General features: G+C 40.3%; 15 protein-coding genes. 4 read left to right on the top strand and 11 right to left on the bottom strand.

Going from position 1 to position 18646, the window contains the following annotated elements:
* The first annotated feature begins 42 nt into the window (after positions 1-42).
* The 3 genes from loaP (at position 43) to argJ (ending at position 3162) form a co-directional block, all read left to right on the top strand.
* Positions 43-546: an antiterminator LoaP gene (loaP, locus tag JBW_RS06145; protein ID WP_007957049.1), complete on the top strand. Its 504-nt coding sequence runs from the start codon at positions 43-45 to the stop codon at positions 544-546.
* A gap of 34 nt (positions 547-580) precedes the next feature.
* Positions 581-1867 carry a condensation domain protein gene (locus JBW_RS06140; RefSeq protein WP_007957051.1) on the top strand — a complete coding sequence of 429 codons (1287 nt, stop codon included), beginning with the start codon at positions 581-583 and terminating at the stop codon, positions 1865-1867.
* An 89-nt stretch (positions 1868-1956) separates the two neighbouring features.
* Positions 1957-3162, top strand: coding sequence for a bifunctional glutamate N-acetyltransferase/amino-acid acetyltransferase ArgJ (gene argJ / locus JBW_RS06135; protein ID WP_007957053.1), 1206 nt, complete (start codon positions 1957-1959; stop codon positions 3160-3162).
* Between the two features lie 716 nt (positions 3163-3878).
* Here the strand turns inward: argJ and JBW_RS06130 are convergent.
* The 6 genes from JBW_RS06130 to JBW_RS06105 form a co-directional block, all read right to left on the bottom strand.
* Positions 3879-4175, bottom strand: coding sequence for a PTS sugar transporter subunit IIB (locus JBW_RS06130; RefSeq protein WP_235334154.1), 297 nt, complete (start codon positions 4173-4175; stop codon positions 3879-3881).
* A gap of 12 nt (positions 4176-4187) precedes the next feature.
* Positions 4188-4631: a PTS sugar transporter subunit IIA gene (locus JBW_RS06125; protein WP_007957056.1), complete on the bottom strand. Its 444-nt coding sequence runs from the start codon at positions 4629-4631 to the stop codon at positions 4188-4190.
* Between the two features lie 21 nt (positions 4632-4652).
* The gene (locus JBW_RS06120) at positions 4653-6044 is read right to left on the bottom strand and encodes a PTS sugar transporter subunit IIA (protein WP_036681112.1); all 1392 of its coding nucleotides are present in this window, start codon (positions 6042-6044) and stop codon (positions 4653-4655) included.
* Positions 6045-6467: 423 nt separating this feature from the next.
* On the bottom strand, positions 6468-7760 hold the full coding sequence (locus JBW_RS06115; RefSeq protein ID WP_007957060.1) for a PepSY-associated TM helix domain-containing protein: 1293 nt from the start codon (positions 7758-7760) through the stop codon (positions 6468-6470).
* Positions 7761-8540: 780 nt separating this feature from the next.
* Positions 8541-8762, bottom strand: coding sequence for a hypothetical protein (locus JBW_RS06110; RefSeq protein WP_235334153.1), 222 nt, complete (start codon positions 8760-8762; stop codon positions 8541-8543).
* A 147-nt stretch (positions 8763-8909) separates the two neighbouring features.
* The gene (locus JBW_RS06105; protein WP_007957063.1) at positions 8910-9893 is read right to left on the bottom strand and encodes a helix-turn-helix domain-containing protein; all 984 of its coding nucleotides are present in this window, start codon (positions 9891-9893) and stop codon (positions 8910-8912) included.
* Between the two features lie 433 nt (positions 9894-10326).
* On the opposite strand from JBW_RS06105, the gene JBW_RS06100 reads away from it, so the two are divergent.
* The gene (locus tag JBW_RS06100) at positions 10327-12489 is read left to right on the top strand and encodes a TonB-dependent siderophore receptor (protein ID WP_036681115.1); all 2163 of its coding nucleotides are present in this window, start codon (positions 10327-10329) and stop codon (positions 12487-12489) included.
* Between the two features lie 61 nt (positions 12490-12550).
* Here JBW_RS06100 and JBW_RS06095 read toward each other — a convergent pair whose 3' ends face one another.
* The 5 genes from JBW_RS06095 to JBW_RS06075 form a co-directional block, all read right to left on the bottom strand.
* Complete coding sequence (locus tag JBW_RS06095) at positions 12551-14263, bottom strand: ABC transporter ATP-binding protein/permease (protein WP_007957065.1); 1713 nt, start codon at positions 14261-14263, stop codon at positions 12551-12553.
* Between the two features lie 176 nt (positions 14264-14439).
* Positions 14440-14988: a hypothetical protein gene (locus JBW_RS06090; RefSeq protein WP_007957066.1), complete on the bottom strand. Its 549-nt coding sequence runs from the start codon at positions 14986-14988 to the stop codon at positions 14440-14442.
* Positions 14988-16100 carry a [Fe-Fe] hydrogenase large subunit C-terminal domain-containing protein gene (locus JBW_RS06085; RefSeq protein ID WP_007957068.1) on the bottom strand — a complete coding sequence of 371 codons (1113 nt, stop codon included), beginning with the start codon at positions 16098-16100 and terminating at the stop codon, positions 14988-14990. Before JBW_RS06085 ends, JBW_RS06090 begins: the two co-directional genes overlap by 1 nt.
* On the bottom strand, positions 16058-16564 hold the full coding sequence (locus tag JBW_RS06080; RefSeq protein ID WP_007957075.1) for a hypothetical protein: 507 nt from the start codon (positions 16562-16564) through the stop codon (positions 16058-16060). Before JBW_RS06080 ends, JBW_RS06085 begins: the two co-directional genes overlap by 43 nt.
* Before the next feature lie 46 nt (positions 16565-16610).
* Positions 16611-18572, bottom strand: coding sequence for a TonB-dependent receptor plug domain-containing protein (locus tag JBW_RS06075; RefSeq protein WP_007957076.1), 1962 nt, complete (start codon positions 18570-18572; stop codon positions 16611-16613).
* Positions 18573-18646 lie beyond the last annotated feature (74 nt).

Below are 18646 nucleotides of genomic sequence, written 5' to 3'. Positions count from 1 at the left end.
TCTGAATTGTGCCTTGAGCCCAGTGAAAGGGATGATAGTTATATGATGTACTGGTATGTACTCTGGGTTAAAACAGGAGCGGAGGAAGGTATACAAAAATGCCTTCAGTCCTACTTTGATTATAATACCTTGCACTCTTTGATACCCAAAAGATTGTTAATAGAGAAAAGACAAGGTGTAGCCCATCTCGTTCAAAAAAAAATGTTTCCAGGATATGTATTTATCTGTGCAGATATGAATTATATTATATATAATATAATAAAAAAAATTCCTAAAATAATAAAAATACTAAATAGCAACGGATCCTATTATTCCGCTATAGATGACTCTGAAATAAATATTATTCTTTCTCTAGTAGGATCAGGAGATATTGTAAAAATTTCTCGCATACATATAAAAAACTCGAAAATATTCATCTTGAATGGACCTTTGAAGAATTTAGAAGGAATTGTAAAGCGAATTGATAAGCATAAGAAAAGAGCTAAAATATTAATAAACTTATTAAACACTCCCAAATTAATTGACGTTGGAATAGAAATAGTTTAATTTAATGTGATGAACGAATTAAGGAGGAATATTTTTGAAAAAGTCACCTATCTATTTTCCACCTGTCGCCCAAGATATTGGTAATTATCTTACTGGTAAGCATTTTACAAATAATCAGATTAATTGCGTCTTAAAACTTAATGGAAGAATAAATGATACAATGCTAAAACAAGCTGTTCGCATCTCCTTAGATGTTGAACCCATTTTAGGTTGCTGCCTAATAGAAGAAAATAACAATCTTGTTTGGAAACGCAACGATAATATTGAGGAGACAGAATTGTGCTCTACCATTGAAACTAAAGAAGATGAAACCGAATTACAAAATTTCATTAGCACTCCCTTTAATTCTACGAACGACTGTCAAATAAAGATAAAAGTATTAAGAGCTGAATTCGACACAATTTGTGTAAAATTGAATCATACTTGTTCGGATGTAGAGGCATTCAAACAATATCTAAATTTATTGTCATCCATTTATAATCATTTATTTTATGAACAGCCATATATTGTAGAACCCAGTGTCTACGCAAATCGTAGCCAAGAACATATTCTTAATCTTACCGCTGATATTAACGCGATATGCAATAAACCTAATCCTAGTCCTACAGTAGCATTTCCTTGTACTATAGGTGAGAGTCAAGAACAAAAATTTTTATTAAGACAATTGAATTTCAAACAACTCAATTCTATTACAAGTTACGCTCATAAAAATGGAGCTACAACTAATGATATCCTTTTAACTGGCTTCCATAGATCTCTTTCCAAAATAGCAAAAATACAAGATAATACTATATCTATACATTTAACAGTTAACTTGCGCAGATATCTGCCCGCAAATAAGAAAATGCCAATTTGTAATTTTTCTGGAAAGCAAATTGTTATGTCTACTCAAAATATAAATGAATCATTTAATGAAACATTAGCTAAAATTGTGCATGAAACAACCAAAATAAAAAAAGATTGGCCTGGTTTAAAAAGTGCTTTTGAATTAGAAAAACTTGGAAAATTAAATCTTAAATATGCAAATGCTCATATTTATCGACTCAGAAATTACACTATAAAAAACAAAGTACATATGCCTGTCTTCTCAAATGTCGGAGTTATTACCAAAGATACAACGAAATTCGGATTTCTAGATATTCTAGACTGTTATATGATAGGGCCGGCACCCTTTTCACCAGGTCTTGTAATGCTAGCCAGTATCTTTAATAACACTCTGAGTCTATCTGTAAATTTTTATCAGTCAACAACCAAGAAAGTAATTGTAGAACAGTTTGTTGATACTATGCTAAATGAATTAGTTATGTGTATGGGGGAATAAAAAACTATATTGAATAAAAGGATTATTCAATATAGTTTTTTTGGAAATAAGTTAACCGTTAAATTATTCGCCAAAAGGAGAAAGAACGAATGATAGATTTTAATGGACTTAAAGCAGTTAAAGGTTTCAAATTCGCAGGAGTCTGCTCTAATGGACTAAAGAAAAATATAGGATTGTTATATTCCACAGTAGAAGATACTTTAGGTGTTGCTATTTACACAAGAAACGATGTTATTGCTGCACCTATTGTGATATCAAAGAAAATGGATGAATTATCTAATAAGAAAAGAGCTATTCTGATAAATAGTGGAAGTTCAAATTCATTTACAGGTAGACAAGGATTAATAGATGGGGAGCGTTGCATATTAGAACTTTCTAAAAGTTTAAAAATAAATATAGAAGAATGCTATATAGCTTCGACCGGCGTCATAGGGAAAAAGCTTAATGCTGACTCAATTATAAATAATTTAGAAACACTTACTGAAAAGCTTGATGAAAAAAATAGCCTGGATTTTATTGAAGCAACAATGACAACTGATACAAAAGTTAAGCAAGCATCTATAAAGTTTGATATTGACGGAATAGAAGTAACTATTGCAGGCTGTGCTAAAGGTTCAGGCATGATAATGCCTAATATGGCTACAATGCTTAGTGTTTTAACCACCGATGCATTAATATCCCATGAGCTTCTGAAGAAATCCTTAAGTGAATCTGCCGAAGATACTTTTAATTGTATAACAATAGATGGAGATATGAGCACTAATGATTCCATTTTCTTACTTGCAAACGGGGTGGCTAATAACAAGAAGATAGAAAACATAAATGATAAAGGATATGAAAATTTTTACAACCATTTGAAAATTCTGATGAAGCACCTATCTAAAGAAATCGTTAAGGATGGTGAAGGTATCACTAAATTTATAACTATTGATATTATCAATACTCCAAGCAGAGATAAAGCCAAAGCAGTTGCTTTATCAATTGCGAATTCTCCACTTGTTAAAACTGCTTTATTTGGTGAAGACCTTAATTGGGGCAGAATTCTAATGGCAACAGGTAAGGCTATGACAAAAATGGATTGTAGTATTATAGATCTTTACATAAATAATCACTTAATCGTTAAATGTGGTGAACCAATTATTGATGATGAAGAATATAAAAAAGCAAAGCAATCCTTAAAAAATAGAGACATTAATATATTAATTGATTTTAATCAAGGCAATAGCAGAATAGAAATTTGGACTTGCGATTTTTCGTATGATTATATAAAGAAAAATGCTGATTATACATCCTAATGACCAATGGAGAGTAGGCTGGGACGGACATTGCACCTAATAGGCTAGATGCAATAATTTATCATAAAAAGACGAATTAATATAGACGATTTCTCTGTAACCTCAAAAAACGGAGGAGCTGATAAACTAACTATAAAATCCATAATTTCTGCCTCCTATATGTATGAAATATTTTGCCATGTTCGCTTCTTCTTGCTGTTCTTAATGTATTTCTTATTGCATCTTCTGCAATTTTGCTTACTGCTACGTACATATATTCTCGTGCCAAAACTCTTTTTCTCATTTGTTCACTAATTCTGGATGTTTATCATGTATCATCAGTGCATTTTTATTAAAAGATTATTCTATAAATTCTGACATTGTCGATTTTGACGGAATACTTACATAACATCTTCTTATATTATGAAATAAGAACTGTATAATACTGGCATTTTTATTTTGTATATGCTAGACTTAAACTGTACATTGGAAATGCCTCCTGTTTTGATATTAGCTTAGGCTCCAATATTGTTTTATGATAGGAGGTTTTTTCACATATTTAATACTGCTGAAAACATCACTGCCTTCCAGCATAGCTGAAAAGATTGGTGTTTTCATTATGCTTAAAAACGTCACTCCTATGTCAGACTAACATCACGGTTTAAATCTAATGCTTAATACCGTTTTAACATAGGAGCATCATATCCATAATTGATATCTATTACGTCTTGCTCTTTTTACTTGGCTTCAGCAAGAAAAGCATTTAATTTCGTCAGAATTTCGACCTTGTTCATAATATTGTCAATACCAATGATTTTCTGCGGCAATTTCTTTGATTCCAATTCTTTAGCAACATCGCTCAACGTAACAATCAAAGCTCCATTAAAACCTGCAACTGCATCCAGCGAACCATGTTCGATCTTGATTGGAAGCTTATTTTCACTAATCACCTGTTTGAGTTTGATATTTAGCATCAAACTTGATCCTACGCCTGCACGGCAAGCAACTAACCCTTTAAATTCCATTTTTTTCATACCCCTTTTTTTCTATAAACTTTTAATATACTGCATTACCTCTGACGCATCTTTCGCTTGATCCAAAAACTCGTAAAATTTTTTACGTTCCAACAATCCCGTCAAATCTGCCAAAGCATTGATATGACTTTCACTATCTAGAGCACTCAAACAAAATAAATATTTTACTGGATCATTTTCTTTATTTCCAAATACAACCGGTTCCTTTAATGTTGCAATACCGATAGCACTTTCAATTACACCCGCCTCCGGCCTAGCATGGGGTAAGGCAACGTGCTTCGTAAGAACGAAATAAGGCCCCCCCTCTTTAGCCGTCTTTATAATCGCTTCAATGTACGATGACTTTATCTTTCCATTTTGCAACAAGGCATCTGCTGCTTGACGAACTGCATCTTCCCAATCTTTCGCGTCAATATTCAAACGAATCAGTTTCTCACTGGTCAAATCCTTTAACATCTACCCTAGCCCCTTTTCCTACTATTCTCCAAGTTTTTCTATCAACACTTTAAATTTGGCATTTTTAATCAATGTATTCACGCCAAAGTCACTAATAAAATAACGATATAATCTTTCAAAAACAGGTTCCCATACCCGACATTTACTTTTCGGGATACTTAACAAAAATACAACCTGCACTTTTTCCTTATCCCAAAGAATCGGCTTTTCCAAAACTGCCACAGCAATTGCCGCCTCTTTACTATGATTTTCTAAAGCATGGGGAATAGCAATTAAGCTGCCTAATTCCGTTGATGCCATCTGTTCTCTGGCAAATACCGATTTTTTCCCTGCTTGATCGATGTATCCTTTTTTTAACATTAGGTCCGTCATTTTTTCTAAAACATCCATTTTAGAATTTGCCTTTAATCCCGGAAAAAACAAATCTTCTCTAAAAAAATGCTCCTGGGATTCTGCTTCATCTCCATGGATAATCATTTCGATTTTTCCCAAATCCTCTTCGGTCAAAATTGGCTCTACTTGAATAATCTTTTCGGAATGGATTCCTTGAATCGGTACGGTGGTAAAGATGAAGTCAACACTTTTTATCGTTTCTTCTGTTATCTCATAAAGTGGGCTTACTACAGAAAAATCGATAGATTCTTCCAAAATCATCATTTGTTCTTTACTATATTCCGTCGTATTTTTCCTATCGGCCCGTTTCAGTGTAATAATGATATGCACCAATAAATTCTTAAAAGCAATGTCAGTTAGATGAATATTATATTTTAAGATGACCTTCAGGATGATCTGTTTTACTTTTTCAATTTCTTCCAGTGAGAAAAGCTTCCGGTAAAATACATTCTGAGCCAAATCTACCAAATCATTGCTATTAAAAATATATTCTGAAATACAATAACGGATTTGTGCCTCATCCCCCTTAATACGGACACCATTCATTCGATCAGCAATAATCTCAACGCCGAAGCGACGCAAACTTTTTTTTATGTCTTTCATGTATTTTTTCAAGGTGGAAAGACTAATAAAAAGTTCATCGGCCAGTTCTGACTCTGTAACGACTCTTTCATGTAAGGAGTTTAGCAGAAGCTCAGCAATAATAAAGGAAATTCTATCATTGTGGTCTGAAGGAATGATATGGTTCTTCAGCCAGCCTTTCCGGCCTTCATTGCTCTGTGCATCTTTAAATGCATCATAACGGTTCTCATCATAAATTTTCAGCATATACCCGACACCAGTTTCTGCCTGAATTTGAGCACCATGTTTCTGAATCATAGCATTACATTCTTTAATATCATTGCGAATCGTCCTTGAGCTTACACCAATCAAAACAGCCATACTAGCACTATTGAGTACTTTTTTTTCAATATCAAACAGTTTCAGTATTTTTAAAATCCTTTTGCTCTGAATCTCCAACACCTTACACCTCGCTTGCTACAAGTTGATTATAACAGCAACTTACCGCTCCACCTAGACATTAAACTTCCACAGCTTGTGGAAGTACGACCTAAAGCCTGCATATTCTCTCAATCGAAGACACTTGACTCATTGCAAAATGAAATGTAACAGATAAAAATAATATTATAAACTTGTCCTCAGCTAAAAAATAAAGCATTTTGAACCGCAAAGACACGAAGAATATGAAGAACACGAAGAATAAAAATATCTATAACATCCCTTCGTGTCCTTCACATTTCTTCGCCTATTCGCGGTTCATCACTTTTTTTATAACTCTTTGTGATTAATATTCTCCAACTTATATTTTAATTAAGAAAGAACCATTACCGCATCCTTTTATCTTAAGGTGCGGCAAAGGTTCTTTTTCTTTTCGTGCCGTAATTAACTGCGCAGCCAGTAATATCCGGTGAGCACAAGGGGTATTGCCAGAGCAACAGCCGATATGGCACTCCATTCCTTGCCAGCCAAAGGCGCGATAATTCCGAACAACGTAATCAATATAATAACTACAGGCAGCAGCCATATTTGCCTGGACGACTGCCGTACCGGAGGGACAGATTTAGCCTGCTGCCTATTCGCCGCATTGCTTTTGCTCGGCCTGAATTTGACAAACCAGGCATAAATGCCAGTGATGATCATAATGCAGGTCAAGGCATCCGTAATAAACCATAAGATTTTCAACGGTAAGGTGTCATGATTGCTAAAGTGAACTGGACTAGCCATAGAAAGCGTCTGGATATACCAAGGCTGTTGAATGACGGCGGTAACCTTTCCCGTAGACGCATCAACCCAGACAGGCTTATTCAAGTGCGCGTCCCAACCTTCCCCCTGTGTGCGAACCGTATAATGCCAGCGCATTTTCCCATCTTCCTGGGGCACTTCGATCCCCGTTATTCTGCGATCGGGTAAAGCGGCTTGGGTCACTTCCATTGCTTCATCAATAGAAATACGCTGGACAGGAAAGGGCTTGTCTTGATAATCGATCAAAAATTCCTTGCGTATGCTTTCGTTCCAAGCATTATGAACCGGACCAGCAAATATAAAAATAAATCCGCTTACACTTAATAATACTGCCCAGGAAAGTGTGGCAATCCCCAGTAATTTATGCCAGTCCATCCAATAAATACGCCGATGAGAAGAACGAATCGTCCCAAAGGAGATGTTTTTCATAAAAGGGGCATACAACCAGATGCCCGAGATCAAAGCTACAACGCTCAATCCGCACATCGCTCCGAACAAGTTCCTGCCGAATGACCCAAGATACATATCAACATGCATCCGATAGGCAAATTCCATAAACTTCGGAATCACCTCATACCTCACTTGTTCATTAGACCGTTTTATGAATCGGGCTGTGTTCAAATCTAGACGAATATACTCATAGCCCTTGTCTTGAGACTGTATGGAAAAGCCGTTCGTATGCTTTTCATGATCCAGATAGACAGCAAGCAGATTGTAGCCGGGGTAACGCTCCAGCACGGTTTCTGCCTGCTTCCCCACAGACAGTTTTGTCAAATCTACTAAGGATACTCCTAAAGCCGTAGGTTCACTAACCTGATTAAATGCCGCTATTTCTCGGCCAAAGATCAGAGGCAAGGCACTTGCACACATACTCAACAGAAAAACTGCGCAAATCAAACTTGTCCATTTGTGAATTTTATACCAGTATTTCATTGTTTCGAAAAACTCCTCCTGCCTGCATTACCAGAACAATCCTATGTAAATGGTTCAACATATACAGCGTAAATTTTGCAGCGGTATAGGTACTGTCCCAAGCAATTGTCATGCAGAAAGCATTCAATAATAATTATCATTATCATCAAATGCTTAATTTTTTTTCCTATCCACAGTCCTTTTCAATTATGCAGTACGCTACATCAGCTGAAAGTTGGTGACTTTTATTAGTATAACAACCCTTTCTTTCATTCGTCAAGCATTCTAGCTCGATATAAACGACTCCAACCAAACCTGCCTCCCCCTTACAAAGGCAAGATAACCAGCATTATTACTACGGTAACGCAAATAATTTCGTGATATATAAGAGCATAAATATATCATTTCGGAGTATTTATAATACCTTTTTCAAAATTAAAATAAGGATTTCTTGACGTTAAGCTCGCAATGTTCAGCCCACATTATTCATGCATTCCAAAAGGCAGCCCCCTTCCCTCGGGAAGGTGCTGCTTTTCCCATGACTAGAGACTAGTTCCATTTCTATTCACTTTGCATATAGAGAAATGGCTTTCTTCCTGTCACGAATTCTTTATGAATCATCTACATAAATATCGTTTTTACGTTGGACTTTCACTAGGGCTTTTGTTGCAATAACGCTCAAGAAACCATCACCGTAAATAAAATCACACAATCCGAAAAATCAGCGGATTGTGATTCATTTTATCAATAATTTTAATTGCTCTTCAAGTTTTGGCAAAAGGGTTCTCCCACCGCAGCATACTATTTCAACTTCAATAATTTATTACTGTATCGTTCTTCATTATATGGCTGTCCAGTCTTCAGCACATCGTACATCTCTTCTAGCAAGATAGCAGCAATTTTTTCTTTTGCCTGCTGCGTTGTATATCCGGATTGTTGCAGTCTTTCAAATGTAATTTTCGTTATTGGTGGATTATTCTCTCTGAGTTGGTTGTCTACAACCTGTAAAATAGTTTTTTTCAAATTTTCATTAGCCAAATGTGCCACTCTCCAATCTCTACACTTATTTCAGCTTCAAAAGCTTTATTCTATGCTTCTTATTATAACTGATTACTCATATTGCCACTACAAAATACTTTCCAATTAGAACTTTTCATAATCCACTTTCAGCTACAAACCGAACAACTTTCGAAACTCATTAGGCGTAAAGCCATGCACTTTTTTGAAGTTGGCAATCAATTGACTGCTGTTTTTATAGCCAACTGCCGCCGCAATGTTTTTAACGTTCAAATCATCATTTGATAACAGCCGCATAGCTTCTTTCATCTTCTCCTGACGCAGATATTCATCCATGGTATATCCAAAGGTTTCCTTAAAGCACTGGCGCAGTTTGGTTGCACCCATGCCGGCAACGGCGATAAGCTGTTTAATTGAGGGCGGATTTAAAATGTTTTTATCAAGTTCCTCCTTGACCAAAAACATATATTTCTTGTTTTGATACGTAACATAACGGCGTCGCTCCTCTTGCAGCTGCCTTTTCCAAAACCATTCATAACGAACATTACGTATAATCAATGCCAGCAATTCGCCGATCTTATTCTCATAATACATTAACGGTACACTGGCAATTCTTAGGGCATATTTTAGCTGCTCAAATAACAACAGGATGTCCGGAGTATTATACTGGGCAAACTGCCACCCATCATAATCAGCGAAATTGTAAGACGGCTCTACTGATTTATCTCGCAAATGTACATGAATCCATCCATCAAACAGCCAAATGCTGGTAAACCAAATTGGTGCATCAGCGTCAAATACAATTTTAAATGGCTGCCTTCCTGTTTGCACTAAATGAATACCAGGCTGTAGCCGCCGTGCTTTCTTTCCAGGCTCTAGAATCGTAATCACACCATTAGTCACCGAGCATAGCCACCGCCCATTCTGCCTGATGTCATATTCCCTGACAACGGGCTTCAGCAAAGTAACGTAGGCGTTAGTAACAAATAATCCAGCAGAAGGATGTGCTTCCATCAGCCAGCTGTCACCATGTTCTGGCGGTAAGCAATATTCAACAACATTATTCTGATTAATTTTTGTACAGCCTAACTGGGCGGCCAACTCCGCACTGCCTGTCAAGTATTCATTCGTTCCCACGGCGATCTTCCTTTCCAACAATTGGCGAGACGTTAGAGTTTAATTCACGTAATCTGTTTCTTTATCATAACATGGAATCAATAGAAAAAATAACCTGTATTGCAATTTCATACTGTCAAATACCACTAAGATACGGTTTTAAATCGCAAAATCATCTCAATCAGCAGCCTATATTGTGATAATTATTCTCATATTATAGGCTGCTGATTGATTCTTTACACCCCCAAAAATCACCTTCTCCTTCAATTGACTCTATAAAAAAAGCCTTGCTATAATAGATCCAGGTTGGTCCACTATTTACTAATCCTAGTAGGGCTAACTGTCACTAGTGAATGTAATAAGCAATTTTATTGATATTGATTATTTTTATCATATGATTTTTGCTGTTAGGCCAGCAACGAAAATCACCCTGATGAACCAAGGAGTCGATACTATGGAAAAAACAACATCTCATGCCAAAAAAAAACTTCTGTATGCCTTGCTAGGCAGCAGCCTGCTCTGGCAGTGGCCTAATGCTTCCTCCGCCGAAGAGTCAGTTGAACCTCAAAGTACTGTAGCCAATATCGCTTCACCCCAATCTGAATTCACGTTGGAAGGCGTTGAAGTAACGGCAGACAAAGATACATATGGTAAAGGTTATGTTACCAAGCGCAACAATGTTGGCACCAAGACCGATGCAGCGCTCGTGAATACGCCCCAGTCCATCAGTATTGTCACCCGGGAGCAGTTGGATGCCCGAGGTGCGACAAACCTTACACAAGCATTAGAATACAGCGCCGGCGTCACTTCCAATCAACAAGGTACGGATTACCGCTGGAATGCAAGCCTGGTGAGAGGATTTGACGTCGATAGACGCGTTGATGGCTTGCAACTAACAACAAGCAACTTCGCCCTGTGGGATTTTGAACAATATGGCTTAGAACAAGTGGCGGTTCTGCGCGGACCAGCTTCAACCCTTTATGGCAGCAACGCACCAGGAGGAATGTTTAACTTAGTAAGCAAACGCCCTACAGCAGATCAACTCCAGGAAATCCAGATCCAGGGCGGCACTGACAACTACCGCAGCATCGCTTTGGATCTTGGCGGAAAAATCGACGGTCAGGATCATCTGACGTTCCGCTTGACAGGACTGACTCGAGATCAGGATTTGCCAGTGGACTATAGCAGCTTCAAACGAAAGTTTATTGCTCCATCTCTGGCCTGGAAAATTGATCAAGATACCAATATTACCTTTCAGGCCCATTATTTAAAGGATGAACTGGAAGGCTCTGCTGATAGCATTTCCCTTTACCGTCCAAACAACGACTTTTATGGTCGCTCCGGCAGACTATTACTGGGACAACCGGGCTACACCGGTTATCAGCGAGAGCAATATTATTACGGTTATCTCCTGGATCACCAAGTAGATGATACATGGTCACTTCATCAGAATTTTCGCTACGGCAAGACCAATACCGTTTATAATCAGAATTGGGCGACCCTTCAAGGGGATGGTCACACGGTTACCTTCGACCCCCTCGCCTATGATGACACTGCCACTTCCTATCAGCTAGACACTTACGGGGAAGCGAAATGGAAGAACGGCGCTGTCAGTCATCAGGCTCTCATCGGCATTGATTATCGGCACGGCAACCTGACAAACCGTTACGGTAAAGGCGGCAGTATTCCTGCTGTTGACCTCGATGATTTGCACTACGGCACTTCCTGGGTTGCGCCTGAAACTGCTGTGGTCTACAGGGGCAAAGTCAAGCAGACCGGAATCTATGTCCAGGATCAGATTGACTTTGGCGAAAAGTGGACGGCTACGCTAAACGGACGCAAAGACTGGTATAAGCAAAATGGTGTGAATCCGCAAAATGGGGCGATAACCGAGATCGACCAGGACGCTTTTACAGGTCGCGCCGGACTCGTCTATCACGCCACCAAGGAACTGTCTCCCTACATCAGCTATTCCAAATCCTTTGAGCCCCAATCCGGCAGGGATCGCAATAATCGGCAATTCGTACCGACCACCGGCCAGCAGTATGAGCTGGGTATACAATATGAGCCGGAAAATATGAATGCCCGCTTTACGGCAGCACTATTTGATCTTCGCCAGCAAAACGCACTGACAACAGACCCTGTAAACACCAATTTCAGTATCCAAACAGGAGAAGTTGCTTCCAAGGGGCTGGAATTAGAAGCAAATATGGCAGCATTCAAAGACTTGAGTCTGACTGCCTCCTATACCATTCTCAATCATAAGATTACACAAGACACTGATGAAACGGCAATTGGCCGACGTACCGCTGGTGTCTCAAAGCATACTGCCGCCTTATGGCTGGACACTGCCAAAGACAAGCAAACCCAGCATGGCTGGGATGCAGGAGTTGGCGTACGTTACATAGGCTCCCGCTATAATACTGACAATACGATTAAACTCAGCGGCATCTGGCTTGCCGATGCATCCATCCGCTACAATGCCAAAGACTGGCAGTATAAGCTTAACGTACGTAATCTATTTGATAAATTTTATGAAGCATCCGCCTATGGCAACACCATGACCTTCCAAGGCGAGGAGCGAACGATCATCCTGACAGCGACGCGGCGCTGGTAAGACAAGACAATTCATAAAAATAGAAGCAACCGCCGATCGGCGGTTGCTTTACTATTCCTTGTTAGGCCACTAAATCCCAGCATCCTTTTCCTTTGATGGTCAGGATTTTCTGATGATAGACAAATAAGTCCTTACGATGACCAACGCTCATGACTCCAGTGCCCTTTAACTCGCTTCGAATCAGACTATATAGCTTTTTCTCCGTAGCTTCATCCAATCCAGAAGTAGCCTCATCCAGAAACAGCCACTGCGGCCGCAGTAAAATGGCCCGGGCAAAGGCAATGCGCTGCTGCTCGCCCAGGGAAAGAACATGGGACCAGTTCTCCTGATCATCCAAGCGTTCCAGTAAATGCTCCAAACAACATTTCCTCAGTATCCCCTGAATGGCTTCCTCTGAATATTCCTGACTGGAGCGTGGATAAAGCAGCGCTTCCCGTAAGGTTCCGACAGGTAAATAGGGCGACTGGGGTAAAAACAAACACTGCTGATTCTGGGGAATGTGAATATGCCCCTCGCCAAAAGGCCAAATCCCGGCAATTGCCTTGATCAATGTACTTTTGCCACAACCAGATGATCCGGTAATCAGCAAAGATTCACCAGGCTGCAGCCTCATGGCAAAGTTGTCCAGCAATAGCTCCCCATTTGGCAGCTTGAGGTTCAAATTCTCTACCGAAAAAGCCGAGTCAGGAGCGTCAATAATCCGAATTGACTGTTTCTGGTCCAATCGCTTAAACTCTTCCATGGTATCCATCAAAATAACCAATCGTTTTACAATGGCCTTTAACTCCGTAATCTCTTTATACCAACTAGAAAAAAACAGGAGTGACCGTTGTACCTTTTCAAAAGCTCCCGTGACCTGCATCAGACCTCCTAGTTGAAGCTCTCCGCTAAAAAAGCGCGGAACCGCAACAATGTAGGGAAGAGGCTCCGTACCCCTGCACAAGAAAAAAATCAAACTGTCTAAGATTTTTTGGCGTTTTATGGATTGATGAAGGTTATCATACACTTTTTTAAAATAATTCCTGAGCAAATGGCGTTCCCGATGCTCTCCCGAATACAAAGCAATCTCCTCTGCATATTCCCGCAAGCGCACTAAGGCAAAACGAAAATCTGCTTCATAACGTTGCTGTAAAAAATTGAGCTGTACCAGGGGATGACCCATTTTCCCCATAACACAATCCACCATCAAAGCATATCCCAAGGCAATCCAAACCATATCACCAGGAATTGTGATACTCGACTCCCTCCAGGACAAAGAAAAACTACCTGACAACTCCCACAGAATCAATGTAAAACTGCATAGGATTCCAAGATTGTACAAGAACCACAAAAAAATCGTCAAGAGGGAATCAATAAATAATTTTACATCTTCACAAATCATCTGATCCGGATTATCAATACCGTTATCCTGAAGCTGCAGACAATAATATTTTTTTGACTGCAAATATTCCCCCAATAGCCGATCGGTCAGCCAGCTGCGCCAACTCACCGCCAACAGCTGACGCAGATAGTTTTGGTAGACACTTACCGCCCAAGCCGCCAGGATCAACCCACCCCAAAGATATAAGGACTCCAGAAATGCCGCCATATCCCTGTCCTGTAATGTATTGAAAAACACATTGCGCCATTGATTCAACCACACCTGGATATAAACACTGGTAATATTCAGCCCAATAATAACCAGCAATAGCAATATCGCATAGTTTTTTGCTTTCGATCGCCAATAATGGTTACCAACCTTCCAGATCCCTTGTAATAGGCTAAAATGCTCCACCTTTGTTCACCCTTCAAACGTATCCTTTTGATACTGCCAATTATGAACATAATTATATGCGATAACGATAATCACTGTCAATTACGTTCTGGCTTTATTTCTATGTAAATTAGCGATTCATGATTGTAAAATATCACTGCCACCTCTTTGTCAGAGGTGGCAGTGATATTTTACAATCATGAATCGGACAGCTTCGTCTGGCAATAGTCAAATAAGTCTTCTGGCTTTTGCATTAGAAGGAATTGAGCAATTTCTTCTTTAAGATCCTGCAAACGCAATTGTTCCCCTTCGGTTATCGTCCCATCATGAGTCTTATAAGCAAGCTGAATAAATTCATTCGGTAACAACCCCGGCTTTAGGGTAATATTCAGTTTATCGTCGTCATAAGCAATTTCAAAATAATACTTGCCCCCCTGCCCGTCAGCCGCATCAGGTGCCAATTTATCAGCAGCCAGCTGTGGTTTAACCAGTAACGCATTTCTTCTCATAGCTCTGGTAACCATTTCAATACCATCGATAATGCCCGGGCCATATACTCCCAGCGTTATCGTAATTCGGTCACGCACCGGAACCTCATCCGGTACTAACTCACGCAAAGCCAGTTCCAGCAGTTTATACGCCAACGCTACACCGCCAATAAACTGCCGCCCGTGGTATTTAAGCATATCCTCATAGCTTATCACCAATACATCATTGCCATCTTTAATCCTAAAAGCCTTTTGCACTATATCCTCCCCCTGTCTTTTCCATGAGTGTCATAGCGTTTTATCTCCGGCCAAATGAAATCAGCTATATTAAGCGTGCTGTTAAAGGCATCAAAGGTCGCTGCAGCCTCCTGCTGCAAGTCAGCATTGCCAAACGCTGCCTTAGGCGGGACGACCCCCGGCAGCATTTTACCAGTACCGGTACCACTATCACAGCCTGCCTTACAATTATATATTTCTAGCAAATCAGGCAGCAGCTCACCAGCTTTAAGAGCAGCTTCATATTCCGTCAAATAAGGATATACTCCGCTGCCGCTGATTTTTCTAAACAGTCTGCCCGGAAGGTGTTTTCGAATACTTGAGCACACGCTGCCGCTTACCCCCAAAGTTACTCCCTGCCCTTCATTGCTATCAGCAAAATCCACAGCCTCATATCGACTCAGATCAATACCCCGCTCCACTATATATTGCTTTAACTTACCTATCGTAACGTTATATCGAACCTTATTGCCACTTTGCCTCAATTCCCCACGTTTCGCAATACAGGGTGACAGGAATGCCAGATCATCATCAAGCTGCCGATATTTTTTCAAAAACACAGCGCTGCACACCAGCGGACTATACACGGGCATCAAATGAGGGCGCAAAGCTGGCACATGGTTCATAATATAGTCAGTTACAGCCGCGCAAGGTGATGAGATAAAGGGCTTGCCGTAATTACTTTCCAGGATCCGGACATAGGCCCACAGGGTAATATCCGCCCGCAATACTACATTATAAAATTTTCTTACACCCAGGGATTGCAAAAAACCGAATACCTGGCGATAATCGCTGAAGTGACGCTGAACTGCCGGGGCAACCAATAAAGAGATTTGCCTTCCCCTTGCCAAATCCTGCAGAAACAATTCCATATCGTCCTGGTAGCCAATGACTTTTTGCGGACAGTCTTGCAGACAAAAGCCACAATTAATACACCCCTGATTGAGAGCTATTTTCATTGTCGTTCCTGCACCCTTCCCTTTATGTAAAGGACATTGCTGTAGACAGATATGGCACTCTCGGCAGCCGGACAAAAGCAGCAGGTTGGTCGTTATGACCTGGTCCCCTCCAGTCTTTTCATTATCATATAGCATAATACTCCTCCAATTGCTCCAGTGATCAACTGAGGGTAACCAAACATCATTTTCAGACCAGCCGCTAGTTTGTCCGATACATTCATCAGTTCCAGTAGGATTGAAATTGCCATGTACATGCCCACCATCTTTAAACCGGCAGCTACACCAACTGCCAGCCAGCGATTGACGGTTAACAGCATCCTATAGCTGGCAACATACATTACATTGGCAGCAGCTATCGGAAAAATAAATAACGGACTTGGTAAAAATTGTTGTAGAGCTGCAACCGTCGGCGCAGCTACAGCCAGCACGATTGCAGGCTTCCAGCCGCTTTTCTCCACTGCCAGCAGCAGGCAGGCATTTACCGCACTGCCGATAACAAACATCGAGATAAAAAATGGAATCGGTACAAGCAGTCTGATGGATTGCAGTGCAATCATCAGTGCCAGCAAAAGCGCGGCTCTAGTCAGTCTATGATACATTGGTTACGCCTCCGTTTTTGAGTATAGGCTGCAGCCAGTTCGAAAGTTACAATTTAACTTTGTAACTGGTGTGGATATAAGCGCCTTGGATTGATAAATCGTCATCCTGCTTATTTAATAGGTTATCCACTCCCACAATGATTGCACTATTACTGCTGATTGCTTTCTCCAGATTTAAGTTCCATAAGGTATAGGACTTGTTCCTGCCAACGCCCGCCGAAGCTTCATATAGATAATTGCTGTAGGTCTCAGCCCATAAATTAGCCCGTAAACCTGCTGACGACTCCACGTAGGATAAGCGGGAAGCTATTTTATGCCTGGCTCGATTAAAGAGTCTGCTTCCTTCCGTATCATTTACCGCATCCAGATAGGTATAACTGGTCGTCCAAAGCATTTTTTCTGACAACGGATAGGCAACCTCAGCTTCCATGCCTTGAATAGTGGCTTTATCAATGTTTTTATATTGAATCGTACTGCTGTCTATCATATCCTCTTCAATCATATTGCTGACCTTATTCGTAAAATAGGTAATTTTACCGGTAGTCCGCCCCCAATCCCGCTCCAGGGAAAGCTCATAAGAATTGGAGTCTTCTGAATCCAGGTTGGGATTTCCAAGTAAAGTCATTGCCTTACCGTTGCGTACTACCTGGGAATTAATATACAGCTGATTCGGTGTAGGGCTGCGGAATCCTTTACTAACATTCAGCTTAACCCTAAGATCATCAGCTGCCTGATAAGTAAGTCCCAGTTTGGGGCTTACATTGCTGCCAAATTTATTACTGTCATCATACCGCAGCGACGTAACCGCAAGCAGCTTAGAAGATGCCTGCCATTCATCCTGAACATACAAGGCTGAATAATCAATATCAACTTTTGATCCCTGCAGGGTTTTTATTTCTCCAGAAACCGGGTCTTTGTAGGTTTCTGTATAAATCCCCTTGCCGGTTCTTACCCCCGTTCCGCGAAATTTCTCTGGCCGGTATTCACCGCCAAAGGTGAGCAGATGATCGGCTCCATAGTTCTTGCTTAGGCGTGTTTCAAAACCGGGAACCGTACGATGGGATTTACCGAAGTTCATAAATTTATTATTGGCAAGATTATGTACATCTACATTCTTATAATAATCTGATAAATAGGCCCGGAAAAATACGGATACATCGTCCTGTTGTTTGCTGTAGCTCAGTGCATATTCGGTTCGCTCATTGTCATCATGAACCTCCGTTTTAACTTTGCCAGCCGGAGTTTGTTTAAAAACATGCTCCCGCGTATCTTCATCCATATAAGCCGCTGTAAATGTAAAAATTTCATTTTCACTGATGTGATAATCCATCTTGGTATTGAAGTTATTGATTTTTCCAAAGGGCGCATAGGTTGTACCATCATCCTTAAAGGAAGCATCATTCTTTAATTGGGCTCCTGAGATGGTGACACCGTATTTGCCGATTCTGCCGGAGTCATAGGCAAAATGATAATTATCTCTTGCCCCCTCATTCCCCCCATAGGCTCTATGATCAAACCGCAAGGTAAGGGCTTGCTCGACAGGGCTCTTGGTAATAATATTTACCACACCACCCAACGCATCCGTGCCATAAAGTGAATTGGCAGGCCCACGGACGATCTCAATACGTTCTACATTATCCAGATCAATGCGCTCCAGTTCATAGTTTTGGTCAATTTCCGAAGCAATCCGCTTGCCGTCAATCAAAATCATTGAAAACCTGGAATCGAAACCGCGAATGGAAATCGCATTTTTACCGTCTGATCGCATCACACTGATACCGGTGGCTGTACTGATGATATCTTTTAACGTCTGTGCCCCCCGCGCCTCGATATCGGCTTTGGTTATGACCTGAACGGCCGTAGGAACACTTTTCACCTCCCTGCTGGTTTTAGTAGCAGTTACAATTACCTCGGACAGAGGGAATACCTCCTCTTCGCTTTCCTGGGCCTGAACAACAGGGACAGTAAGCAGCAGTGACAAGAACGCACATACGGTTTTCTTCTTCATCTTCATCCTCCCTAGCTTTATATCCTTACCAACGATTCTGCTGATAATGAAATGCTTTATCATTTACATCTGTT

It is taken from the genome of Pelosinus fermentans JBW45, assembly GCF_000271665.2.
Classification (GTDB): Bacteria; Bacillota; Negativicutes; order DSM-13327; family DSM-13327; genus Pelosinus; species Pelosinus baikalensis.
This window is presented reverse-complemented; position numbering and strand designations above follow the sequence as displayed.